Origin of the sequence: Sphingomonas sp. 1F27F7B (genome assembly GCF_005503355.1) — a bacterium.
Classification (GTDB): Bacteria; Pseudomonadota; Alphaproteobacteria; order Sphingomonadales; family Sphingomonadaceae; genus Sphingomonas.
Genome location: NZ_SCMK01000016.1, coordinates 70,110 through 93,238, shown reverse-complemented (window position 1 = coordinate 93,238; position 23,129 = coordinate 70,110). Strand labels below are relative to the sequence as shown.

At 67.3% G+C, this 23,129-nt stretch carries 19 protein-coding genes; 9 read left to right on the top strand and 10 right to left on the bottom strand.

The window, feature by feature from the left end:
* Nucleotides 1-60: 60 nt before the first annotated feature.
* A complete protein-coding gene (gene ppdK, locus FFS08_RS15530; protein WP_137863169.1) occupies nt 61-2,724 on the top strand; it encodes a pyruvate, phosphate dikinase in 2,664 nt (887 codons plus the stop codon).
* A complete protein-coding gene (locus FFS08_RS15525; RefSeq protein ID WP_249341112.1) occupies nt 2,721-3,233 on the top strand; it encodes a hypothetical protein in 513 nt (170 codons plus the stop codon). Before ppdK ends, FFS08_RS15525 begins: the two co-directional genes overlap by 4 nt.
* Nucleotides 3,234-3,315: 82 nt before the next feature.
* On the opposite strand, the gene FFS08_RS15520 is transcribed toward FFS08_RS15525, so the two are convergent.
* From FFS08_RS15520 to FFS08_RS15480, 9 genes are all read right to left on the bottom strand, one after another.
* The gene (locus FFS08_RS15520) at nt 3,316-3,831 is read right to left on the bottom strand and encodes a helix-hairpin-helix domain-containing protein (protein WP_137863168.1); all 516 of its coding nucleotides are present in this window, start codon (nt 3,829-3,831) and stop codon (nt 3,316-3,318) included.
* Between the two features lie 12 nt (nt 3,832-3,843).
* Nucleotides 3,844-4,371, bottom strand: a complete 528-nt coding sequence (locus FFS08_RS15515) for a hypothetical protein (RefSeq protein WP_137863167.1) — start codon at nt 4,369-4,371, stop codon at nt 3,844-3,846.
* Nucleotides 4,372-4,437: 66 nt separating this feature from the next.
* Complete coding sequence (locus FFS08_RS15510; protein ID WP_137863166.1) at nt 4,438-5,442, bottom strand: type II secretion system F family protein; 1,005 nt, start codon at nt 5,440-5,442, stop codon at nt 4,438-4,440.
* Between the two features lie 4 nt (nt 5,443-5,446).
* Nucleotides 5,447-6,427: a type II secretion system F family protein gene (locus FFS08_RS15505; RefSeq protein WP_137863165.1), complete on the bottom strand. Its 981-nt coding sequence runs from the start codon at nt 6,425-6,427 to the stop codon at nt 5,447-5,449.
* Nucleotides 6,428-6,478: 51 nt separating this feature from the next.
* Complete coding sequence (locus tag FFS08_RS15500) at nt 6,479-7,771, bottom strand: CpaE/TadZ family protein (RefSeq protein WP_137863164.1); 1,293 nt, start codon at nt 7,769-7,771, stop codon at nt 6,479-6,481.
* Nucleotides 7,768-8,391, bottom strand: a complete 624-nt coding sequence (locus tag FFS08_RS15495; RefSeq protein ID WP_331483265.1) for a CpaD family pilus assembly protein — start codon at nt 8,389-8,391, stop codon at nt 7,768-7,770. Before FFS08_RS15495 ends, FFS08_RS15500 begins: the two co-directional genes overlap by 4 nt.
* Before the next feature lie 28 nt (nt 8,392-8,419).
* The gene (locus tag FFS08_RS15490) at nt 8,420-10,141 is read right to left on the bottom strand and encodes a type II and III secretion system protein family protein (protein ID WP_137863162.1); all 1,722 of its coding nucleotides are present in this window, start codon (nt 10,139-10,141) and stop codon (nt 8,420-8,422) included.
* 1 nt (nt 10,142) lies between these two features.
* A complete protein-coding gene (cpaB, locus tag FFS08_RS15485; protein ID WP_137863161.1) occupies nt 10,143-11,177 on the bottom strand; it encodes a Flp pilus assembly protein CpaB in 1,035 nt (344 codons plus the stop codon).
* 61 nt (nt 11,178-11,238) lie between these two features.
* Nucleotides 11,239-11,712: an A24 family peptidase gene (locus tag FFS08_RS15480; RefSeq protein ID WP_137863160.1), complete on the bottom strand. Its 474-nt coding sequence runs from the start codon at nt 11,710-11,712 to the stop codon at nt 11,239-11,241.
* Nucleotides 11,713-11,762: 50 nt separating this feature from the next.
* Between FFS08_RS15480 and FFS08_RS15475 the strand changes: the two genes are divergently transcribed.
* Genes FFS08_RS15475 through FFS08_RS15465 form a run of 3 tightly spaced genes read left to right on the top strand, consistent with a single transcriptional unit; the run spans nt 11,763 to nt 13,994 of the window.
* A complete protein-coding gene (locus tag FFS08_RS15475) occupies nt 11,763-12,707 on the top strand; it encodes an alpha/beta fold hydrolase (protein WP_137863159.1) in 945 nt (314 codons plus the stop codon).
* Nucleotides 12,707-13,786, top strand: a complete 1,080-nt coding sequence (locus FFS08_RS15470; protein ID WP_137863158.1) for an NAD(P)/FAD-dependent oxidoreductase — start codon at nt 12,707-12,709, stop codon at nt 13,784-13,786. Before FFS08_RS15475 ends, FFS08_RS15470 begins: the two co-directional genes overlap by 1 nt.
* Before the next feature lie 34 nt (nt 13,787-13,820).
* Nucleotides 13,821-13,994: a YegP family protein gene (locus FFS08_RS15465; RefSeq protein ID WP_137863157.1), complete on the top strand. Its 174-nt coding sequence runs from the start codon at nt 13,821-13,823 to the stop codon at nt 13,992-13,994.
* A 466-nt stretch (nt 13,995-14,460) separates the two neighbouring features.
* Here the strand turns inward: FFS08_RS15465 and manD are convergent, their stop codons facing one another.
* Nucleotides 14,461-15,672 (bottom strand): D-mannonate dehydratase ManD, encoded by a 1,212-nt coding sequence (gene manD, locus FFS08_RS15460; protein WP_137863156.1) that lies wholly within the window; start codon nt 15,670-15,672, stop codon nt 14,461-14,463.
* 87 nt (nt 15,673-15,759) lie between these two features.
* Here manD and FFS08_RS15455 point away from each other — a divergent pair, with 87 nt between their 5' ends.
* The 4 genes from FFS08_RS15455 to FFS08_RS15440 all read left to right on the top strand — a co-directional run bounded on the left by FFS08_RS15455 (nt 15,760) and on the right by FFS08_RS15440 (nt 23,105).
* Nucleotides 15,760-16,530 (top strand): FadR/GntR family transcriptional regulator, encoded by a 771-nt coding sequence (locus FFS08_RS15455; protein WP_137863155.1) that lies wholly within the window; start codon nt 15,760-15,762, stop codon nt 16,528-16,530.
* Between the two features lie 367 nt (nt 16,531-16,897).
* Nucleotides 16,898-18,778, top strand: coding sequence for a hypothetical protein (locus FFS08_RS15450; protein WP_212742026.1), 1,881 nt, complete (start codon nt 16,898-16,900; stop codon nt 18,776-18,778).
* A 116-nt stretch (nt 18,779-18,894) separates the two neighbouring features.
* A complete protein-coding gene (locus FFS08_RS15445) occupies nt 18,895-21,801 on the top strand; it encodes a TonB-dependent receptor (RefSeq protein ID WP_137863154.1) in 2,907 nt (968 codons plus the stop codon).
* Between the two features lie 197 nt (nt 21,802-21,998).
* Nucleotides 21,999-23,105 (top strand): alginate lyase family protein, encoded by a 1,107-nt coding sequence (locus FFS08_RS15440; protein ID WP_171012637.1) that lies wholly within the window; start codon nt 21,999-22,001, stop codon nt 23,103-23,105.
* Nucleotides 23,106-23,129 lie beyond the last annotated feature (24 nt).

Here is a 23,129-nt window from a genome sequence, read left to right as displayed (position 1 = left end):
GCTTTCCCCTTGTTCGCACCTGCGGTAGGCGCCTGTGCCAAGTCGTGAGAAGGGACGTGGATGACGCAATATGTGTACCGCTTCGGCGGGAATGTGTCGGACGGGGGCAAGGGTGACAAGAACCTGCTCGGCGGCAAGGGCGCCAACCTCGATGGCATGGCCTCGATCGGCCTGCCGGTTCCCCCGGGCTTCACGATCAGCACGCCGATGTGCGCGGTCTATTACGACCAGGGCGAAACCTTCCCCGAAAGCGTGAAGGCCGAAGTCGCGGGCGGCATCGCCCATATCGAGGGCATCACCGGCAAGAAGTTCGGCGACGCCTCCGATCCGCTGCTCGTCTCGGTCCGCTCGGGCGCGCGCGTGTCGATGCCGGGCATGATGGACACGGTGCTCAACCTCGGCCTCAACGATGCCACGGTCGAGGGCCTCGCCGCCACCAGCGGCGACGCGCGCTTCGCCTGGGACAGCTATCGCCGCTTCATCCAGATGTATTCCGACGTGGTGCTCGGGCTCGATCACGGCCGCTTCGAGGAAGCGCTGGAGATCGCCAAGGAGGATCGCGGCTATAATCTCGACACCGAGCTTTCGGCCAGGGACTGGCAGGCGCTGGTCGCCGAGTACAAGGCGCTGGTCGAGGAACTGTGGGGCAAGCCCTTCCCGCAGGAGGTGCACGACCAGCTCTGGGGCGCGATCGGCGCGGTGTTCGGCTCGTGGCAGTCCGAGCGCGCCAAGGTCTATCGCCGCCTGAACGACATCCCCGGCGACTGGGGCACTGCGGTCAACGTCCAGGCGATGGTGTTCGGCAACATGGGCGACACCTCGGCGACGGGCGTGGCCTTCACCCGCGATCCGTCGACCGGCGAGAACGCCTATTATGGCGAGTTCCTGATCAACGCCCAGGGCGAGGACGTCGTCGCCGGCATCCGCACGCCGCAGTACCTGACCCGGGCCGCCCGCGAGAGGGCCGGCGCCAGGCCCGCCTCGATGGAAGAGGCGATGCCCGAAGTCTATGCGCAGCTCGCGGCCGTCTTCGAGACACTCGAGAAGCATTATCGCGACATGCAGGACATCGAGTTCACCGTCGAGCGCGGCAAGCTCTGGATGCTCCAAACGCGTTCGGGCAAGCGCACCGCCAAGGCGGCGCTCAAGATCGCGGTCGACATGGCGAGCGAGGGGCTGATCACCGAGGAGGAGGCGATCCTGCGCGTCGATCCGGCGGCGCTCGACCAGCTGCTCCACCCGACGCTCGATCCGGCGGCGCCGCGCGACGTGATCACCAAGGGCCTGCCCGCTTCGCCGGGCGCGGCTTCGGGCAAGGTGGTGTTCGACGCCGATACCGCCGAGAAATGGGCGGCGGCGAACGAGGCGGTGATCCTCGTCCGCGTCGAGACCAGCCCCGAGGACATTCACGGCATGCACGCGGCGCGCGGCATCCTCACTGCGCGCGGCGGCATGACCAGCCATGCCGCGGTGGTGGCGCGCGGCATGGGCCGACCCTGCGTCTCCGGCGCCGGCACGCTGGCGATCAACGCGCGCGAGAAGCTGTTCCGCGTCGGCACTCGCGAGGTTCGCGAGGGCGATCTTGTCACCATCGACGGCGCGACCGGCGAAGTGATGCTGGGCGCCGTGCCCACCGTGCAGCCCGAGCTGGCGGGCGATTTCGGCACACTGATGGTCTGGGCCGATGCCAAGCGCCGCCTGAAGGTGCGCACCAATGCCGAGACGCCGCTCGATTGCCGCACCGCGCGCGATTTCGGTGCCGAGGGCATCGGCCTGTGCCGTACCGAGCACATGTTCTTCGAACAGTCGCGCATCACTGCGGTGCGCGAGATGATCCTCGCCGCCGACGAGGCGGGGCGCCGCGCCGCGCTCGAGAAGCTGCTGCCCGAGCAGCGCAGCGATTTCGTCGAGATCTTCGAAGTGATGGCTGGGCTGCCCTGCACGATCCGCCTGCTCGATCCGCCGCTGCACGAGTTCCTGCCGCACGAGGAAGCCGAGTTCGCTGAAGTGGCGGCGGCGGCCGGCCTCGACGTCGAGACGCTCAAGCGCCGCGCGGCCGAGCTGCACGAGTTCAACCCGATGCTCGGCCATCGCGGCTGCCGCCTGGGCGTGACCTATCCCGAGATCTACGAGATGCAGGCGCGCGCGATCTTCGAGGCGGCCTGCATCGTCGCGGAGAATAGCGGTGAGGCGCCGATCCCGGAGGTGATGATCCCGCTGGTCGCCACAAGGCGCGAGCTCGAGCTGATGAAGAATGTGGTCGACAAGGCCGCGCGCGACGTGTTCGCCGAGCAGGACCGGACGATCGACTATCTGGTCGGCACGATGATCGAGCTGCCGCGGGCGGCGCTGCGCGCGGGCGAGATCGCCGAGGTCGGCGCCTTCTTCTCCTTCGGCACCAACGACCTGACCCAGACCACGCTCGGCGTCTCGCGCGACGATGCGGCCAAGTTCCTCACCACTTATGTAGAGAAGGGCATCTACGCCAAGGATCCGTTCGTGAGCCTCGATGTCGAGGGCGTGGGCGAGCTGATCGCGATCGCCGCCGAGCGGGGCCGCGCGACGCGGCCCGACATCAAGCTCGGCATCTGCGGCGAGCATGGCGGCGATCCGGCCAGCATCGCCTTTTGCGAGGAGACCCGGCTCGATTATGTCTCGGCCTCGCCCTATCGCGTGCCGATCGCCCGGCTGGCAGCAGCGCAGGCGGCGCTGCGCAAGGGGTGATTCTCGCAGGGCTGCTGCTGGCACAGGCGGACCCGGGGGAATCGCTCCGCCAGGAACTGCGCTCTGCACACAGTGCGACCGCAGTGCTCCAGCGCCGCTGCGCCACGCCGATCCGCGCGGTGGTGGATCGGACCGTGGCAAGGGGGCCCACGCCCGAGCAGCGGGCGCATCTTGCCGTCGGCCCGGCAGATCCGGTGGTCTATCGCAGCGTCGCGTTGAAATGCGGCGACCTGTCGCTGTCGATCGCCGAGAACTGGTATGTGCCCGCGCGGCTCACACCCGAGATGAACGCGGCGCTGGCTGGCGATACCCCCTTCGGGGCCGCGATCCGCCCGCTCGCCCCCAGCCGGCGCACGCTCGGCATCGCGACGCAAGGCGAGGACGCCACGGTCGCGCCCTATGTCCTGCGCCAGCGCGCGCTGGTGATCGGCGGCAATGGCCGGCCGCTCGCCGAAGTGGTGGAGAACTATACGCCGGAGCTGATCGGGCTGCCGGTGCGCAAGCCCTGACGCTTCCGATCCGTCATCCCCGCAAAGGCCGGGATGACGACGGAAGGGGCGGGGTGAGGGAAGGCGAATATGAGCCCCCTACCTAGCCGAACTTCTCCGCATGCTCGCGTTCGTTGCCGGCGCGCAGCAGCGCCGCCTGCTCGCGCCAGCCCTGCTCGGCGATGGTGCCGGCCGGTACGCCCAGCCGCTGCTCGAGCGCGGCCTCGTCGTCGGGGGCCATCTTTTCGATCTCGCGATAGGTCTTGATGCCCAGCTCGTTGAGCCGCTTTTCGCGCGCCTCGTCGATGCCCTTGACCCGTGCGAGATTGTCGCGGCCCCAGCCGAACCAGCCCCGCCAGCCGCCACCCGGCGCCTCGTCGGCTGCAACCGGCGCGGCAGGGGCGGACACCTGGCTGCGCGCCGCCTTCAACTCGGCCTGGAGGGCGTGGAGGCGCCCTTCGGCCTCGTCGCGGTAGCGGGCATGCTCGAGTTCCTCGTCCTGGTAGCGCTCGCGCCACTTGGTACCGCCCGAGCGGCTGGCAAGGCCGAGGAACCAGCCGCCGACCAGAGTCAGCCCCAGCGCCGCGAACTGCGTCGCGGTCTCGAAAGGAAGCGCCATGGTCTCGGCCGCCTAGTGCGTGTGCTCGGGGTGCGCCGGTTCGGCCTGCTCGGCCGGCGTGTCATGCACCGGCTCGGCCGGGGCAGGCTCGGAAGCAGGCTCCGCGTGCGCCGTCTCCGCGTGCGCCGTCTCCACATGCGCCGTCTCCGCATGCGCCGGCGCCTGCACGGCTTCGGCATGCTCCTCCACCGCATGGGTGACGGCGGCGCCGGCAACCGCGCCGGCGACGGCGGCAGCCGCCACGGTGGTGGTCGAATGGCCTTCGGGCTCGGCGGCGGGCGCCGGAGTTGCGACGGGTGCGGGCGGGGCGGCCTTCAGCCGGGTATTTTCGGCTTCCAGGTCGCGGATGCGGCGCGCGGCCTCGCGCAGGTCGCTCTCCGCACGGTCGCGATAACCGGCATTCTCGGTTTCCGCTTCCTCGAGGCGCGCGCGCCATTTGCGGCCGCCGCCATGGCTGGCGAGCCCCAGGAACCAGCCGGCGATCAGCGTAAGGCCCAAGCCCGCGAGCTGCGTGATCGTCTGGAACGGCAAATCATGCATCGAGTCGACCTCCCCTTAGTCTGGCGGGAAGCTATCCCGACCGGAGGGGCCGCGCCACCGGAAAGGTTAAGGACCCTTCGAGATCAGCGCATCGTTGATCGAGCAGGCCGCCGGCCCGAGGATCACGACGAACAGCACCGGCAGGATGAACAGGATCAGTGGCACGGTCATGATCGCGGGCAGGCGCGCGGCCTTTTCCTCGGCGCGCATCATGCGCTCGTTGCGGAATTCGGCCGAGAGCACGCGCAGCGCCGAGGCGAGTGGCGTGCCGTATTTCTCGGTCTGGATCATGGTGGTGACGACGCCGCGGATCGAATCCAGGTCGATGCGCTCCGCCAGATTCTCGAAGGCCTGGCGGCGATCGGTGAGGAAGCCCAGCTCGATCGCGGTGAGCTGGAATTCCTCGCCCAGCTCGGGATAGGCCTTGCCCAGTTCCTTGGCGACGCGGTGGAAGGCCGCGTCGACGGTGAGTCCCGCTTCGGCACAGATCACGAGCAGGTCGAGCGCGTCGGGCAGGCCCTTGCGGATCGCCGCGCTGCGCTTCTGGATCTTGTTCTTCAGATAGAGATCCGGAAATTTATAGGCGAGGATGAAGCTGCCGGCGACCAGGCCATAGGCCTTGATCGGGCTCCAGTCGGCGAAGAGGCTGGTGCCGTAGACCAGATAGAGCACCGGCCCGCCGATCACGATCGGCAGCACCAGCCGGCCGAAGATCACCGCGACCGCGAACTCCTTGCGGCGGATGCCGGCCTGCAACAGCTTGGTCTGCGCCTGCTTGACCTGGCTGTCCTGCAGCACCTTCATCGAGGAGAGCAGCGAGCGGATGCGATCGGTGGTCTCGTTCTTCTGGACCAGCTTGGCGCGGCGCTTGGACGTGGAGGCGGTGATGCCTGCCTTCAGCTGTTCGCGGCGCTCGTTGAGCGACTTGACTCGCTTCGCCATCGGATCGCGCACGGTGGTGGCGGCATAGATCGCCAGCAGCACCGCGAAGGCGGCGACGGCCGACAGGATCGTCGCCACCCAGATGACATCGACGCCGAGCAGCGTGGGGCCGGAGGGAGGAGGAGTCATCGCGTCAGATCTCGAAATTGACCATCTTGGCCATGATGAAGGCGCCGATGCCCATCCAGAGCAGGCCGCCGGCGCCGGCGATCATCAGGCGCTGGTCCGCGAAGAAATTGGCCATGTAGTTGTTGTTGATGAACCAGACGAGCGCGAAGACGATGAAGGGCAGCGCGCCGACGATCAGCGCCGAAGCCTTGGATTCCGATGACATCGCCTTGATCTTGAGCTTCATCTGCGCGCGCTTGCGCAGCACGTCGGCCAGGTTGGCCAGCGTCTCGGCCAGGTTGCCGCCGGTCTCGCGCTGGATCTGGATGGTGATGGTGAAGAACTGGAATTCGGGCGTGCCGAGCCGGTCGGCGGTTTCCTGCAGCGCGGCGTCGAGCGACTTGCCGATCTTCATCTTGTCGCTCACCGCGCGGAATTCCTCGCCGACCGGGCCGTCGACTTCCTGGCCGACCACGCCCATCGTCTCGGTGATCGGCAGGCCCGAGCGCAGGCCGCGCACCAGCAGCTCGATTGCGTCGGGGAACTTGGCGGTGAACCGGGCGACGCGGCGCTTGATGAAGAAGCCGACGACGAAGTGCGGCAGGCCGACGCCCAGGAACAGGCCGAAGGCCAGCCCCAGCAGGATCGGCAGGCCCTGGAGCATGATCAGCGCGGCGGGCACCAGCGTGAGGCCGGCACTGACCATCATGTACTGGCCGAGCGTCCAGGGCTTCCCCGTCATGCTGAGCCGCTTCTGGAGCAGCGCCGGATTGGGCAGGAAGCGCGCGGCGGTGACGTCCATCCGCGTGGCGCGGGCAGCCGCGACGCGGCGCATCTGGGCTTCCATCGCATTGGCGCCCACCGCGCTCACGACATGGCGTTCGCGCATCGACTTGACGCGGCGCGCGCCGGCGCGCTCGGCCGAGGGGCCCGAAAAGGCGAGCACCATCAGCGCGAGCACCACGAAGGTGCCTCCAGCGAGCATCAATACCGGCAGCATGTCCACGCCGCACCAACTCCGCTTGACCGATCCTGGCGCAGCCTAGCCGCGCAATGGTTACTTCTTTGCCTTGACCGGCATCTTCGCCTTGAACTTGTCGAGCAGCGAGCCGCCGCCCCTGGGCTTGTCGCCCTTGCCCTTCGCCTTGCCGGCACCGGCTTCATCGGCACCCGAATCGGCGATGCCGGCGATGCGCTGGGCGAGGTCCGCAAGCGGGGCGACGCCCTTGTTGCCCTTGCCCACTTCGGCGAGCGGCTTGCCCAGCTTGGCCGATTGCGAGGCCAGCTTGGCATCGAAGGGCAGCAGGAAATCGATCCTGCGCTCGATCGAGCCTTCAAAGTCCTTGCGGCTGATCTCGATCACCGCCGCCTGCTGGATCTTGTTGGCGACCACGATCACCTGGGTCTGCGGCGCGTTCGACTTGAACCAGCTGAGGATGCGGATCGCGTCGCGCGCGGACGCCAGCGTCAGCTCGGTCACCAGCACGGCCACCTGCACGTCGGTGATCAGGTGCGGATGGTTGACCAGCATCGAGCGCGGCAGGTCGACCACGGTGCACTCGAAGGCGGTGCGGATCTCTTCCTGCAGCTGATAGAAGGCGGCGCCGTCGGTCATGATCGGCGAGTGGATCGGCGCTTCGGCGCTGAGCACGGCGAGACGATCCGAAGCGCGCACCATCGCGCGCTCGATGAACAGCCCGTCGATGCGGCTGGGATTCTCGATCGCGTCGGTCAGGCCGCGGCCGGGCTCGAGGTCGAGCGCGAGCGCGCCGGTGCCGAAGTGCACGTCGAGGTCGAGCAGCGCCGTCGTGCGGCCCTGGCGCTCGCCCAGCAGCCAGGCGAGCGACGTGGCGAGCGTCGAGGCGCCGGCGCCGCCGCGCGTGCCGATCACCGCCACCGCGCAATGCGGGCGATCGGTGCCGGTCTCGGCCTGCTTGGGCGCGTTGAGCGCGGCCTGCGCCTGGGCGAAGGCATCGCGCAGCGCATCCGGGTTCAACGGCTTGAGCAGATAGTCGTGGATGCCGCTCGCGACGAGGTCGCGATACAGGCGCACGTCGTTCACCTGGCCCGATGCGATCACGATCGTGCCCGGCTCGCAGACTTCGGCGAGCGCGTTGATGTCGTTGAGGGGGTCGCCGCTCTCGGAAAGGTCGACGAACAGGATGTTCGGGCTCGCCGACACCGACAGGGTCTGGACTGCGTTGCGCAGCCCGCCCTTGTTGACCTTTTCCGGCGACCAGCCCAGCTCGACGGCGATCGGGCGCAGGATCTCCGCCGTCGTCTCGTCGCAGACGAACGCAACGAACGGATCGCGATGCCCGGCGCGGGCGGGATTGAATGGTGCGTTCACTTGGGGCTCCCCGAACCGGCGTCGACCTTGCCGCCACTACCCGAGGGCACCGCCGCGCGCAGCGCGCCGATGGCCTTGGAGGAGGTGACCGGATCGGCGGTCGGCGAACCCGCGACGCCACGGACGAGGTCGGCCGGATCCGCGATCATCGCGGCAAGATTGCTGTTGGTGGCGCAGCCATAGTTCGAGCTGGTGCTCGCCTCGAACGTATATTCGGCGGGGCGCGAATTGTCCGGGCAGCCCGGCACCTTGGCGGCCATCCGGGTAACCACCACGCGAACCGTGCCCGGGGCGATCTGGCCGGCGGTGACCGGCGCGCGATCGGCGAGGATCAGGCCGTAGCGGCCGGCCTCGGCGGCGATTTCGTCGCGGCCGGTGGCGCCGGCGGCGCCGTCGTCGATCGCGACCCGGTCGCCGTAGCGCAGGCTCATCGCCGACATCCAGCCGGCGAGACGCCGGCTCTCGCCCGGTGCCAGGCCATAGCCCGCCGTCTGCAGGTCGAGCACATAGTCGTTGCGCTGGACGATCGGCTGGTGGACCGATTCCACGCCGCCATTATAGGTCCCGCAGCCGGCGAGCAGCAGCGCCGGGACGAGCAGGGGAGTGAAGCGCGGAAGCACGGGCGATCTCCTCGTCAGTCGCATCGGGTCAGAAGCCGAAGCCGGGGGCCGCGGAGCCGCCCTTCTTCTGCTTGCGGTTGGGTTGCGGCGCGGGCGCCGTCTGCACGGGCGCGGCCGGCTGGCCGGCGGGCGCGGGCGAATAGGCGCCGACCGAGGGCTGGCCGTCCGCCGGTGCCATGCTCGGCTTGGGGCGCTCGCCATTCTTGTCGCGGCTGGACAGGGCGCCCATGAAGATGCGGTCGAAGTCGTTCGGCGCCTTGTAGCCGTCGGTCGGCAGGACGATCTGGTTGGCGTTGACCGGCTTCACCAGATAGGGGGTGATCACGATCACCAGCTCGGTCTCGTTGCGCTGGAAGCCGTTCGAGCGGAACAGCGCGCCCAGGATCGGCACGTCGCCCAGGCCCGGCGTCTTGGTGATCGAATTGTTCTGCGAATTCTGCAGCAGCCCGCCGACCACCATGCTCTCGCCCGAGCCGAGCTCGACCGTGGTTTCGCTGCGGCGCGTGCTGAGCGCGGGGATGGTGACGCCGTTGAGCTGCACCGCACCGGCCGAAGTCAGCTGCGACACTTCGGGGCGCACGCGCAGCGAGATGCGGCCATCGGCGAGCACCGTCGGGGTGAAGGCCAGGCTGATGCCATATTGCTTGTATTCCACCGTGGTGGTGCCCAGGCCCTGCGCGACCGGAATCGGAATCTCGCCGCCGGCGAGGAAGTTCGCGGTCTCTCCCGACTGGGCGGTGAGGTTCGGGTTGGCCAGTGTGGTCACCTGGCCGATCGTCTCGCCGAGATCGATCGCCGAGAGCACGTCGAGGCCGAACAGCTTGCCGGCCAGGCCCATGGTGGCATTGTCCGAGCCGCGGGTGATGTCGGCCAGGCCGCTGGCGCGCGGATTCACGAACCGGCCCGTCGAGGGATCATAGGCGCCGGTGATGGTGACGCCGTTCTGCGTCATCGTCGCGGTCGGATATTTGGCGAGGTCCGTCGCCGAGAACGAGCCCGGGCTGCGGCCCTGGGCCAGGCCGAACTGGAAGCCGCCGGTCGGGTCCTTGGTGGTGAAGTTCACGCCGATGTTCTTGACGAAGCTGCGGCTCACCTCGGCGAACTTCACCTGCAGCTGCACCTGGAGCGGGGTGGCGGTCCTCAGCCGGTTGATCACTGCGATCTTGAGCTGCGCATTGGCATCGTTGACGTTGACGCCCGGGTTGAGCAGGCCGGTGACCAGGCGTTGCGCCTGCTCGCTGTCCTGCGGCGACTTCACCGTGCCGTTGATCACCGCGATCTGGCCGACGGTGGTCACCTGGATGTCCGCATCGGGCATGGCGACCTTCACCATGCGGTCGATCGACGTGATGTTCTGCGCCACGCGGACATTGGTGGCAAAGACCACCGCGCCCGAGGCGCTGGTCGCAAACACCGTCGCCTCGCCGAAATCCTTGCCGAACAGATGGATCTGGCGCGGATTGTTCACATAGACGTCGGCGACGGACGGATTGGAGGTCCAGACGTTGGCGACATTGGCGGGCAGCGTGATCAGCTCGCCCTGGCCGGTCGAAAGCAGGATCTCGCTGGCCGGCCGCTGGGAGCCGGGGGGCAGGTTGGCGATGCCCACATTCGCGCGGTTCGGGTTGGCACGGGCCGGATTGGGGCGCTTGGCCTTGCCGGTCTGGGCGAAGCCGGTCGCCGGCGCGCCGACCAGTGCGGTCGACACGATCGCTGCGAGCGAGCGCCTCAGAAGAAGCTTGCGTGTCATCTCAGTTCCTGCCCCCCAGAGCAACGGCGGTCTCGGCATTGCCGCGAACGATGGTCACGACCGGACCGCGCGGAGTCGCGGCGCCGGGATAGCCTTGCGCGGGCGCGGCGCCGGGTGCGCCGGAGACGCCCGCGGGGCCCATGTCGTGCAGCTTGGCCGGCACGGTGCTGCGCTGGAAGCGCGACACATCGGCGCCGGTGGCGAAGGTGGTCGCGCCGTCCTGCGGCGCCCGTGCCACCTTGGCGATCATTTCCTTTTCCTTCTTCGGATCGCTCGGCACTTCGACATCGCCGTTCGCGATCGCGTCCTCGAGCTCGCCCTGATTGTCGGCGATCGAGCGCAGCGAAAGCGAGAGCGTGCCGATGGTCTGGGCCACTGCGATCTTCTCGGCGATCTTGGGCGTCGCCTCGACCGTGACGGTCGAATAGGTGTTGACGATCGTATTGCCCTTGTCGTCGGTCTGCTTGTCGGTCTTCTGGTCGGTGGCGAGCACGCGCAGGTTGCGCAGCACCGTCTCCGACGCCTTGAGCGCGGGTCCGTCGCCGCCGCCGCTCACCGACTGGGTGAGGATCAGGTCGATGCGGTCGCCCGGGAAGACGAAGCCGGCGACTGCGCTCTGGGTCGAGACGGGCACGGTCACCGCGCGCATGCCGGCGCCGAGCGCGGCGGCCAGGAAGCCGCGGTCGCCGGGCTTGACCAGGGCGCCCTGGGTAACCGGCTGGCCAGCGGGGATCGGGAAGCGCACGACGGTGCCGACCAGCTTGGCCGGATCCGATTCGCTCCGCACATAATAGGCGCCCTCGACCAGCTCCTTGGGCCAGGGGCGGAATTCCAGCGACTGGGCGTCGAGGATGGTGCCCACCGGCAGCTCGCGCTTGGCGACGAGCACTTCGGTGGTGTTCTGCGGCTGGACCGCCGCCGGCACGGCACCGGCCTGGGGCGCGGGCGCGCCGCTCATCAGGTTGCGCGCCATGAACGCGGTGATGGCCGCCACGACGAGCGCGCCGACGAGCAGGATCAGCTTGCGTGCATCCATTTCGCTATTCCCAAGCCTTCTCAAAAACGCGGGCGTTTGTGGTTGCGCCAGCGTTAATTATTCATCCGAACTGGTTAAAAATCGGTTCGCGGAGAACCAGCAGCGCCGCGATCGCGATGGCGACGCCATAGGGGATCTCCAGCGGTCCCCCCGCGCCCCGGCGAAACCAGCGCTCGATCACCATGACGAGCGTGACTCCGCCGCCGATCAGCGACATCAGCACGAGCATCCACACCAGCGGCTGCACCGGCAGCCACAGGGCGAGCGCGCCGATCATCTTCACATCGCCGCCGCCCATCTGCCCCAGCGCGAAGGCGCCGACGAAGAAGGCGAAGACCAGCGCGGCCAATCCCGCCTGCATCGCCACGTCCGGCCACAGCGCCAGCCCGTTCGCCCACCACCAGAGCGGCGCCATCAATGCGATGGCGGCGTTCTTCCAGTCGGCGATCTCGCGCGAGCGCGCATCCTGGATGCCCGCCGAGACGAGCAGCAGCGCAAGTGCCACGAGCAGCAAAGTGACGACCCATTCCCCCATATGAGCCAAAGTCCTAGACGGGACGGCTTATCAAAACGTAACCAAGCCCAATGCGTGAAAACCCGGATATCCGCCGCACCATTCCCGCAGGGGCCAAGGTGCATCGCTGGACGGCCCCCGACGGCTGGCAGCTGCGCGCCTTCGCCTGGCCCGCCGAGACCGCGACGCCGCGCGGTTCGATCCTGTTCCAGGGCGGGCGGGGCGACATCTTCGAGAAGTATCTCGAGGCCTTCCACCATTGGCACGACCAGGGCTGGACGATCACGTCGTTCGACTGGCGCGGCCAGGGCGGATCGGGCCGGCTGACGGCGGCGGCCAATTGCGGCGACATCGACAGCTTCGACAGCTTCATTGCCGATCTGCGCGCCTTTTACCTCGACTGGGAAGCCGCGACGCCGGGCCCGCACGTGGTGATGGGCCATTCGATGGGCGGCCATCTGGTGCTGCGCGGGCTGGTCGAGGGCGCGATCCGCCCCGATGCCGCGGTGATCGTCGCGCCGATGCTGGGCGTGAAGAGCGCGCTGGGGCCGTTTGCCGAGCGCGCCGCGCGCATCCTGGGGGGATTGGGGGACGGCACCCGGCCCGCCTGGAAGAGCAACGAGAAGCCCTATACCACCGAAACCCGCGCCAACCTGCTCACCCATGATCCCGATCGCTATGCCGACGAGATCTGGTGGCAGCAGCACGATCCCGCGATCGTCACCGGCCCGCCGAGCTGGCGCTGGCTGATCCAGGCGTTCAAGTCGATGCGCGAGCTGGCGGGCAACCCGAAGCTTCGGAAGATGCCGGTGCCGGTGCTCGCCCTCGTCGCCAAGGCGGACGGCCTGGTCGATGCGAAGGCGGCGCTCCGGATCGTGCCGAAGCTTCCCGATGCCCGCATCGTCAGCTTCGGCAAGGAAAGCGCGCATGAGATTCTGCGCGAGGAAGACCGGGTCCGCAATCGCGCGATCGGCGAGATCGACCTGTTCCTCGCCGCGCGCGCCCAGCGGCGCTGATGGCGCATGATGTAGCGATCGTGGGAGCCGGCATCGCCGGCGCCAGCCTCGCGGCCGAGCTCGCCCCCCATGCGCGCGTGCTGCTGCTCGAGGCGGAGGTGCGCGCCGGCTATCACGCCACGGGCCGATCCGCCGCCTTCTGGTCGGAAAGCTATGGCGGGCCGGCCGTCCAGCCGCTCACCACGGCCTCGGGCGCGATGCTGCGTCCCTATCTGGAGCCGATGGGCTCGCTTCATGTCGGCCGGGCGGACGAGGCGGCGGCGATCGATGCCTTTATCGCCGAGTTCGCGGGGACGGGGGTGGCGCTGCACCCGGTCGATCCCCGGGCGAGGATACCGGGCCTGCGCCCCGAATGGACGCTCGGCGTGTTCGAGCCGAGCTGCGAATATATCGATGTCGGCGGCCTGCACGGCGACATGCTCGCCGCCGCGAAGCGGGCCGGGGCGGAATTGCTGACCGATGCGGGCCTCCTATCCGCGCGGCGCGCGGATGGCGGGTGGAAGCTTGAGACCCGGGCCGGCCCCTTCGATGCCGCGATCCTGGTGAATGCGGCGGGTGCCTGGGCCGATCCGGTAGCGGAGATGGCGGGGGCGAAGCCGCTTGGCATCCGGCCCTATCGCCGCACGATCATGCAGCTGAAGACCGATCCCGCGCCCGCGCCGGGCAGCCCGATGGTCGCGCATATCGGCGGCAGCTTCTATTGGAAGCCGGAAGCGGGCGGGCGGATCTGGCTGAGCCCCCATGACGAAATCGCGACGCCGCCTTGCGACGCCCGGCCCGAGGATATCGACGTCGCCACCGCGATCGACCGGTTCGAGCATGTCGTCGACTGGCGCGTCGAAAAGCTCGAGCACAAATGGGCGGGCCTGCGCACCTTCGCCCCCGATCGCCTGCCGGTCTATGGCTTCGATGCGGGCGCGCCGGGCTTCTTCTGGTGCGCCGGCCAGGGCGGCTTCGGCATCCAGACGGCGCCGGCCGCGGCGAAGCTCGCCGCGGCGCTGCTGCTTGGCGTTTCGCCCGATCCGGCCGTGGCGGCTATTGACCCGGAGGTCTATTCGCCCGCACGTTTCGCAAGCTAACGCGAGTTAGCCGTTCGAGTTCGGGAGAAAGCCAATGGCACACAAGTTCGTGATCGAGCAGAACAAGGCCGGCGAATATGTCGCGAAGTTCAAATACAACAGCGAAGTGATCTTCTGGACCGAGGGCTATTCGAGCAAGGCGAACGCGAAGAACGCGATCGAGTCGATCCTGAAGAACGGCCCCGGGGCACCGGTCGACGAAGGCTGAAGCGATCTTTCCCTCTCCCGCAAGCGAGGGAGGGACTTTGCTAGGGTCAAGACTCGTTCAGCAAACCTTGTCATCCCCGCGCAGGCGGGGATCCAGGGTAGTGCGGGATATCGATGCCATCCCGCGAACGCCGTCCGGAAAGGACGGGGCCTGCCACCCTCGCTCCGCGCTTGGCCCTGGATCCCCGCCTGCGCGGGGATGACGAAAGAAATCAAGGCCTTGATCGAGGTTTGGCCCTAGCTCCTTGCAATGTAGGATTTCGCCTGCTCGGCCGGCGTGGTCGGGTGCAATGCCCGACCGCTCTTTGCCTCGTTGGGGAAATAGGATCACGCGCCCGCAATCATGTTGCGAGATGGGGCGCGTTCCCGGGAAAATAGGGAAAATAGCGCGCCGAAAACCCCGCGCTTGGCCGAACTTCGGCGAGTCGCCGGTCGCGCGCCGTAGGGAGCTTGCCCGGCGCCCCGGCTCACCAGTTGAACATCGTCCCGTCTTCCAGCCGGTTCACCGGCAGATAGGCGCGCTTATATTCGTACTTCGCCGCCAGCGCCTCGTCGATGTCGACGCCCAGGCCCGGCTTGTCGCCCGGATGCATCAGCCCGTTGCCGAAGCGATAGGCATGCGGGAAGACGGCATCGGTCTCCTCCGAATGGCGCATATATTCCTGGATGCCGAAATTGGGGATCGAGAGGCCGAAGTGCAGCGCGGCCGCCATGCATACCGGCGACAGGTCGGTCGCGCCGTGGCAGCCGGTGCGCACCTGGTAGAGATCGGCGAGCGCCGCCACCCGGCGCAGATGGGTGATGCCGCCGGCATGCACCACGGTCGCGCGGATATAGTCGATCAGCTGCTCTTCGATCAGCTGCTTGGCATCCCAGATCGAATTGAAGATCTCGCCCACCGCCAGCGGCGTAGTGGTGTGCTGACGGATCAGGCGGAAGGCGGCCTGGTTCTCGGCGGGCGTCGCGTCCTCGAGCCAGAACAGGCGATAGGGCTCCAGGTCCTTGCCCAGTCGCCCGGCCTCGATCGGGGTGAGGCGATGGTGGACGTCATGGAGCAGATGGATGTCCCAGCCCAGCGCGTCGCGCGCCTTCTGGAACAGCTCGGGCACGAAGCGCATGTACTTGGCCGTGCTCCACTGCGATTCCTCGGGCAGCGATCCCTTGGCCGGCTCGTAATAAAAGCGCTCGCCCGACACGCCATAGGTCGTCGCCATGCCCGGCACGCCGGACTGGAGGCGCACGGCGCGATAGCCCTGCTCCAGATATTCCTGCGCGCGCTCGATGGTTTCCGCGATATCGCTACCATTGGCATGGCCATAGACCATGCAGCCTTCGCGCGCCGCACCGCCGAGCAACTGGTAGACCGGCATGCCGGCCAGCTTGCCCTTGATGTCCCACAGCGCCATGTCGACCGCCGCGATCGCAGTCATCGTCACCGGGCCGCGGCGCCAATAGGCGCCCTTGTAGAGATACTGCCAGATGTCCTCGATGCTGTGCGCATCGCGGCCGACAAGGCACGGAATCACGTGGTCCGTCAGGTAGCTGGCCACCGCCAGCTCGCGCCCGTTCAGCGTCGCGTCGCCAAGGCCGTAGACGCCCTCGTCGGTCTCGATCTTCAGCGTTACGAAGTTGCGGCCGGGGCGCGTCACGATGACGCGGGCGGCAGTGATACGTGGCAAAACGAAACCCCCTGGAGTGGTCAGGCCAATATCCACTTGTATGACCTATCGTGTCAACCTACGAGGTAGTGTAACGATGAGGGTGCGATGAAGATTACCGGCAACAAGCTCTACCAGCGGGTGGCCGCCTCGATCACCGATGCGATCGAGGCCGGGCGCTGGTCGCCGGGCAGCCGCCTGCCGGGCGAGCGCGATCTGGCCGAGGAGTATAAGGTCAGCCGGCCGACGATCCGCGAGGCGATGATCGCGCTCGAGATGAAGGGCTGGATCGAGGCGCGGCACGGCTCGGGCCTCTATGTCACCCGCCGCGATCACGGCAGCGGCGAGCGTGCCGATGCGCTCAATTTCGATGTGGGTGCCTTCGACCTGACCGAAGCGCGCATCCTGTTCGAAGGCGAGGCGGTGGCCCTGGCCGCAGTCTCGATCACCGACGAGCAGATCGAGGAGCTCGAAGCGATATTGCACGACATGGGGGCCGATGATTCGGACGAGCCCGCCGTGATGGATGCCGATCACCGCTTCCACCTTGCCATTGCCAACGCCACCGGCAATGCCGCGATCCGCAGCGTGGTCGAGTATCTCTGGGATCTGCGCACCAAGTCGCCGCTTGCCGCCAACATGTTCGCGCGCGCCAAGCGGGGCGGCATCACGCCGCGGGTGGAGGAGCATCGTCCGATCCTCGATTCGCTCAAGGCACGCGATCCGCATGCCGCCCGCAATGCGATGCGCCTCCATCTGCGCGGCGTGGTCGACGATCTGCTCGAAGCCACCGAGCTCGAGGCGATGGAGCGCGCCCGCAGCGAGATCGACGCGCGCCGGAACAGCGTCGCCCAGCGGCTCAAGATCGGTTCGGCCTGAGGCCGGGCCTCTCCCGCTTGGCTTGGGGTGAGGCCTCGATCAAGATCTTGATTTCTTTCGTCATCTCCGGGCAGGCTGGGATCCAGGGCCAAGCGCGGAGCAGGTGTGGCAGATCTCGTCCTCTCCGGACGGTGTTCGCACGGTGATGCCGATATCCCGCATTACCCTGGATCCCCGCTTTCGCGGGGATGACGCGGTTCGCTGAATGAGACCTCACCCCGGGCGGTAGGCGGTGCGCGGTGTCGTGCGGCTAGGCCCCGCCCGCCGGCGTCCGCTTCGACGCGGGCCACGCATAGATTTGGCGGCGATGTGGCTTGACACCGATTACCGTGACATGGAAATTGGCCTGACCAAAAGGAGAGGCCAATTGAAGAATCGCTCGCGCGCGCTGTTCGGCGCCGCCTGTCTCGCGTCGCTCGCAAGCCCGGCTGCCGCTGCCGCGCAGGAGGCCGCGCCGGCACCGCACGGCCCCGTCTACGTCACTGCGCCGTCGATGGATGCGACGATCGAGGATCGGCTGATGCCGCAGCTGGCGGGCCTGCTCCACCAGCTGCTGCGCGAGAAGCGTGGCATGCGGCTCGACGGCGTGCCGGTGTTCGACAGCGGCGACAAGTTCCTCCCCGGCAAGATCGCTTCCGGCCTGTCCTATCTGCTTCTCGACACCCCTCGCGGCGATCCGCGCCTGGCCGAATATCTCGCCGGCTATCGTGAGATCGCGGACCTCACGATCGACGACCCCAACGACACCTGGGGCATCTATTATTACATCTCCGCTCTCCATGCGCTGAAGCAGGCCGGGCTGCTCGAAGCGGCGGTGCGCCCGGACACGCTCGCGCGCCTCCGCCAGCGTCTCGACTGGCGCAGCTTCGTCGACGTGCGGTCGCTCGACCTGCTGCACGGCCTGCCGAACAATTATTACGGCGTCGCCTTCAGCGTCGCGCGGCTGCGCTATCTGCTCGGTTGGGAGGACGAGGTGGGGTCCAAGGCGCTGCTCGAGCGGATGATTGCGCATTACCGCATCTATTCGGGCAAATATGGCTTTGCCGACGAGACCGACGGACATGGCCGCTTCGATCGCTACTCGGTGCTGCTGATCGGCGAAATCGCCCAGCGCTTCATCGAGACGGGCATGACGCCCACCCCGGAAGTGAAGGCCTGGCTGCGCAGGTCCGCCGAACTGATGCTGGCGCGCGCGACGCTCACCGGCGAGGGCTGGGAATATGGCCGAAGCATCGGCACTTATGGCGAGACGGCGCTTCTTGAAGTGCTGACCGCTGCCGCCAGGCTCGGCGTACTTGCTCCGCGGGAACGCGACATGGCCTATGCGCTCTCCAGCCGGATCGCCGCGCGCTACGCCGATTTCTGGCTCGATCCCGCGACCGGCTCGGTGAATTTGTGGGATCGGGGCCGGCGTACCGACGGCTATCGTGGCAAGCACCGGATCCTCGGCGAGAATCTGAGCCTGGCGCGGCAGTACATCTACACCAACGCACTATGGAACGCCCTGGGTTACAAGCGAGCCGCACCGTCGCCCGACTATGCGGCGTGGCTGAAGACGCTGCCGGCCGTCCGCTTCACCTGGTTCGCGCGGGGCGAGCATGATCGTGCGCTGCTCACGCTGCGCGATCGCGGCCATGTCATCGGCCTGCCCATCATCAACGGCGCCGAAGACCAGCACATGCACAATCCCTATTTTCCGATCCCGTTCGCGGGCGGGATGCTCCAGGGATCGGCGGATGCGAGCTTCCCCCAGCTGACGCCGCGCTTCGCGCTCGCCGATGGCGGCATGCTGATGCCGCTGGCCTGGTTCCGCGGCATCACCTGGCAGCGCCGGGGCGATCGCACGATCGTCAGCTGGCGACAGGACGCGATGGACCGGATGGGCGGCAACGCGCCGGTCGTCGACAAGCGCATCACCGTAAGCACGCGCTACGAGTTCGCGCCGGGCAGGATAACGCGCACGGATGTCTATCGCGCCGCCGCACCCGTCGACCTTGCCGGCGTCGCGCTCGAGTTCGCCGGCTTCTCGGGCGATCCGCGCAGCGTCGGGCCCGGCGCCGTGGCGTTCGGGGCAGGGGAAGTGACCGGCTTCTCGGCCACGGGCTATGACGGCTGCACGGCCGGTCCGGCAACGGGAGGGGAATATCGCGCGCCCAGCGGGGCCTTCGCCTCGCTGGTCCGCTGCACGCTGGCGGCAAGGCGGCTTGCCGCACCGCTCACCCTGACCTGGTCGCTAAGCTACAAGTGACGGCCGTTACGATCCGGGGCATCCGCGCTGGCCAATTGGGTTGACACCGGTGCCAAATTGGCCTTACCAAGCCATCTGACCCGAAAACGGGCGTAATATACTGACGGGGAGATTCCATGCCTGGGACTGTTTTTTCCGCTTTCGGACGCAACTCGCTGCGCCTGGCGTTGCTGGCATCCGCCTGTGCGGTGATGCCGGCCCATGCGCAGACCGCCGAGGCTGCGCCCGAGTCCGCCCAGGCGGACAATGCGGCGCCCCAGGATGCGGAACAGGCCATCATCGTCACCGGCGCGCGCGCGGAGCAGCGCAGCTCGATCGACGTGAAGCGCAATGCCGATGTGGTGCTCGACGGCATCGTCAACGACGAGATCGGCGCCCTGCCGGACAACAGCGTGGGTGATACGCTGGAGCGCATCACCGGCGTCTCGGCCGATCGCTTCAAGGGCAATGCCAACGAGCTCTCGGTGCGCGGCCTCGGCCCGACGCTCAGCTTCTCCACCTTCAACGGCCGCGAAGTCTCGACTGCAGGCCTGGACCGCTCCGTCGCCTTCCAGCAATTCCCCTCGGAGCTGGTCAACGGCGTCATCGTCTACAAGACCCAGCGCGCCGACTTCCTCGAAGGTGGCATCGGCGGCGTGATCGAGCTGCGCTCGATGCGCCCGCTCGATTATGGCAAGTCGCGCTTCCAGGCGGAGATCCGCGGCTCGTACCTGCCCAAGGACGATGCGATCATCGGCCGCAACGGCCTGGGCTATCGCGCCAATGCCAGCCTGGTGAAGCAGTTCCGCACCGGCATCGGCGAGATCGGCATCGCGATCGGCTATCAGCGCCAGGACGTCGCGGCGCCGGAGGACTATTACAACGGCAACTCGGCCTTCGTGCCGTGCAACACCTCGGCGAACAACGGCACGGCGATCGCCGGCCAGGGCGCCACGGTCAATTGCCAGATGGGCGGCGCGCCGCGCAGCGGCGAGACGATCGGCGCCACTTACTATACCACCCAGTCGCGCAGCTTCCGCCAGCAGAACACGCAGGAACTGCGCAACGCAGTGATCGGCGCGCTCCAGTGGCGCCCGGCGCCCAATCTCGACATCTCGATCGATGGCCAATGGTCGAAGCGCGAATCGACGGAGGACCGCAACATCCTCGCGATCGCCGAGGGCCTGCGCGGCGTGAAGCCGATCCTCATCGGCGACGGCACCAACGGCTTCAGCAAGGGCGCGCTGATCAAGTACAGCGGCAATTCGAACATCGAGAACCAGCTCGAGCTGCGCGAGCGCAACGAGACCTACAAGGGCGGCGGCGCCACCGTCACCTGGAAGCCGGGCAATTTCGTGATCACCGGCGATGCCAGCTTCTCGGATTCGCACCGCACCGAGACGCAGAAGGCCACCCGCATGCGCTCCACCACGCGCGTCGGCTATGAGCTGGATTATTCGGAAAGCCCGATCGTCCCGCGCGTCACCTTCTTCAATTTCGACGTCAACGATCCGGCCGCCTTCGGGGCAAACGCGAACACCGCGGTCTATGCGCGCAATCGCTTCGTCACCGATCGCAAGGACGATATCTGGGCCGGCCGGCTCGACGGCGAATATCGCTTCGCCGATGGCGGCTTCATCAAGTCGATCAAGGCGGGCGGCCGCTATTCGGAGCACCAGCGCACGCTGGACAACAATCGCAACAACGATTTCAACACGATCCTGCCCTATGGCGGCATGACCGTCGCGCAGATCATCGGCAACGCCAACGCCAATTGCCGGCGCGGCTTTCCCGCCACGGAATATTTCCCGACCACCAACACCAACCTGACCAGTTGGGCGACCTTCGACAATCAGTGCCTCTACCGGGCCTTTACCGGCTCGGATGCGCTGCCGCTGCCGGCGGAGAGCCGCGATCCCAGCGACATCGACGTGACCGAGAAGATCACCGCCGCCTATGCGATGGCCAGCTTCGGCGGCGACCTTGGCGACACGCCGTTCAGCGGCAATATCGGCCTGCGCTATGTGAAGACCAGCATCACTTCGCTTGGCTATCGCCTGCCGTACAAGGTGACGATCGACAGCACGTCGGACAACTATACCGTCGCGGCCGATCCCAGCGGCACGATCCAGACGGATACGCTGAAGGGCGAATATCAATATTGGCTGCCCAGCCTCAACCTGGCCTTCGACCTGTCGAGCAAGATCAAGCTGCGCGCCGCCGGCTATCGCGCCCTGTCGCGCTCGCCGATCGAGAGCTTCGGCGCGGGTATCGCGCTCAATCCCCAGGCTGCCGGCACGGGTGCGGCCAACATCATCCTGAACCCGACCAGCGGCAATCCGAACCTGAAGCCGATGCGTGCCTGGAATGCGGATCTCAGCCTGGAATTCTATCCGAGCCGCGATACGCTCTTCTCGATCGCGGGCTATTACAAATGGCTGCGCGGCTCGGTGATCTCGCGCTCGGCAGGCATCCCGACGACGATCGCCATCACGACGGTGGTCGATGGCGGGGCGCCCAGCCAGGCGAACTACAATGTCAACGTGATCGCGCCGGCGAATGATCCCGAGCTGCGTCACCTCTACGGCGTGGAATTCACCGGCAGCCACAACTTCTCGTGGCTGCCCGGCATCCTGAGCGGGTTCGGCGTCAACGGCTCGCTCAACATCGCCCTGGCGAACTTCGAATATCCGGACACGTCGACGCTGGCGCTCTATCTCGATCCGGAGAACCTGATCGGCCTCTCCAAATATGTCGCCAACGGCACGGTCTATTGGGAGCGCAAGGGCTTCTCGCTGCGCGCGATGTATCGCTACCGCTCGCATTATTTCAAGCCGAACAGCGGCACGAATCGCGGCGTGCAGGATGCAGGCTATCTGAACCTGTCGGCCCAGTATGACCTGACCAGGAACGTCCAGATCAAGCTCCAGGCGCTCAACGTCACCAACACCAAGGACGTGTTCTACAAGGGCGGCTACGACTCGATCGCCGAGGTGAGCGAGAGCGGCCCGCAATATTATTTCGGCGTCCGGATCCGCTACTGAGCACGCGAAAGGAACATCCGATGCGCCGCAGCTCCTCTGTTCTCCTCGTCCTGGCTGCGGCGCTTGCGCCGCAGGCTGCCTCCCATGCCGGGATCGCCTCCCCTGGCCTAGATACCCAGCAGCCGGTCTGCGCCGGCGCGGAAGGATATTCCGCGTCGTTCGACGGACGCAGGACCTTTTTCTTGGCGCCGGACGCGATGATGCGGCTCAAGGCCGCAATCCAGACCGATCCGGCGGTGAAGGCGGCCTATGACGGGCTGATCGCGCGTGCCGAGGCGGCGATGAAGCGGCCGCTCTACACGGTGGTCGACAAGCGCACGATCCCGCCTTCGCGCGATCGGCACGACTATATCAGCCTCGCGCCCTATTGGTGGCCGGATCCCGGCAAGCCGGGCGGCCTGCCCTATATGCGCAAGGACGGCGAGATCAATCCGGACCGCAACACCGACAAGTTCGACGTCAGCGACCTGGAGGGCATGAGCTCGGACGTCGAGACGCTGAGCCTCGCTTATTATTTCTCCGACAATCCGCGCTATGCCGGGCGTGCGGCCAGCCTGGTGCGCACCTGGTTCCTCAATCCCGAAACGCGGATGAACCCCAATATGAACTATGCCCAGGCCGTGCCGGGGCGCGAGGAGGGCCGCGCCGAGGGCGTGCTCGATACCTCGCGGCTCGAGCGGGTGGTCGACGGCATCGGGCTGATCGGTCCTTCGGCGAAGCTCGCGCCCGAGGAGCAGAAAAGCCTGGAGAAATGGTTCTCCGACTATCTCGACTGGATGCAGACGAGCAAGAACGGCAAGGCGGAGAATGCGGCCAAGAACAACCACGGCATGTGGTTCGATGCCCAGACCGCGCAGTTCGCCTTGTTCGCCCGGCGCCCCGAGATGACCAGGGCAGTGGCGGAGGCCTTTAGCAGGAAGCGCATCTCGCCGCAGATCACGCCCGAAGGCAAGCTGCCGCTCGAGCTCGCCCGCACCCGCAGCCTCCATTATTCGATCTACGCGCTGCTCGCCGCCTATGACGTGGCCGAGATGGGCAAGTGCGTGGGCGTGGACGTGTGGAACTATGCCGATGGCGGCAGGAGCCTGAAGGGCGCCACCGATTTCCTGAAGCCCTATTATCGCAAGGTCGATAGCTGGCCGATGCCCGAGCTGCGCCCGCTGGCGGGCGAGCTGGACGAATTGTTGCGCCGCGCGAACCGGGCATGGGGCGATGCCTATCCGGTGGCGAAGGATACCGAGCTCAAGCGGTATTTCGGCAACGGCTCGGGCGTGAGCGAACCGAATGCCAATAGCGGGAACTGACCCGGATCCTCCCCGGAAGGGGAG

Bases quoted from the DNA above. Each gene is read 5' to 3' on its own strand.
- FFS08_RS15440 (WP_171012637.1), top strand. From the start codon at position 21,999: ATGATGCGGCTCAAGGCCGCAATCCAGACCGATCCGGCGGTGAAGGCG.
- FFS08_RS15520 (WP_137863168.1), bottom strand. From the start codon at position 3,831: ATGGCGCTTCCTTTCGAGACCGCGACGCAGTTCGCGGCGCTGGGGCTG.
- ppdK (WP_137863169.1), top strand. From the start codon at position 61: ATGACGCAATATGTGTACCGCTTCGGCGGGAATGTGTCGGACGGGGGC.
- FFS08_RS15465 (WP_137863157.1), top strand. From the start codon at position 13,821: ATGGCACACAAGTTCGTGATCGAGCAGAACAAGGCCGGCGAATATGTC.
- FFS08_RS15480 (WP_137863160.1), bottom strand. From the start codon at position 11,712: ATGGGGGAATGGGTCGTCACTTTGCTGCTCGTGGCACTTGCGCTGCTG.
- FFS08_RS15490 (WP_137863162.1), bottom strand. From the start codon at position 10,141: ATGACACGCAAGCTTCTTCTGAGGCGCTCGCTCGCAGCGATCGTGTCG.
- cpaB (WP_137863161.1), bottom strand. From the start codon at position 11,177: ATGGATGCACGCAAGCTGATCCTGCTCGTCGGCGCGCTCGTCGTGGCG.
- FFS08_RS15455 (WP_137863155.1), top strand. From the start codon at position 15,760: ATGAAGATTACCGGCAACAAGCTCTACCAGCGGGTGGCCGCCTCGATC.
- FFS08_RS15510 (WP_137863166.1), bottom strand. From the start codon at position 5,442: ATGACTCCTCCTCCCTCCGGCCCCACGCTGCTCGGCGTCGATGTCATC.
- FFS08_RS15470 (WP_137863158.1), top strand. From the start codon at position 12,707: ATGGCGCATGATGTAGCGATCGTGGGAGCCGGCATCGCCGGCGCCAGC.
- FFS08_RS15515 (WP_137863167.1), bottom strand. From the start codon at position 4,371: ATGCATGATTTGCCGTTCCAGACGATCACGCAGCTCGCGGGCTTGGGC.
- FFS08_RS15475 (WP_137863159.1), top strand. From the start codon at position 11,763: ATGCGTGAAAACCCGGATATCCGCCGCACCATTCCCGCAGGGGCCAAG.
- FFS08_RS15445 (WP_137863154.1), top strand. From the start codon at position 18,895: ATGCCTGGGACTGTTTTTTCCGCTTTCGGACGCAACTCGCTGCGCCTG.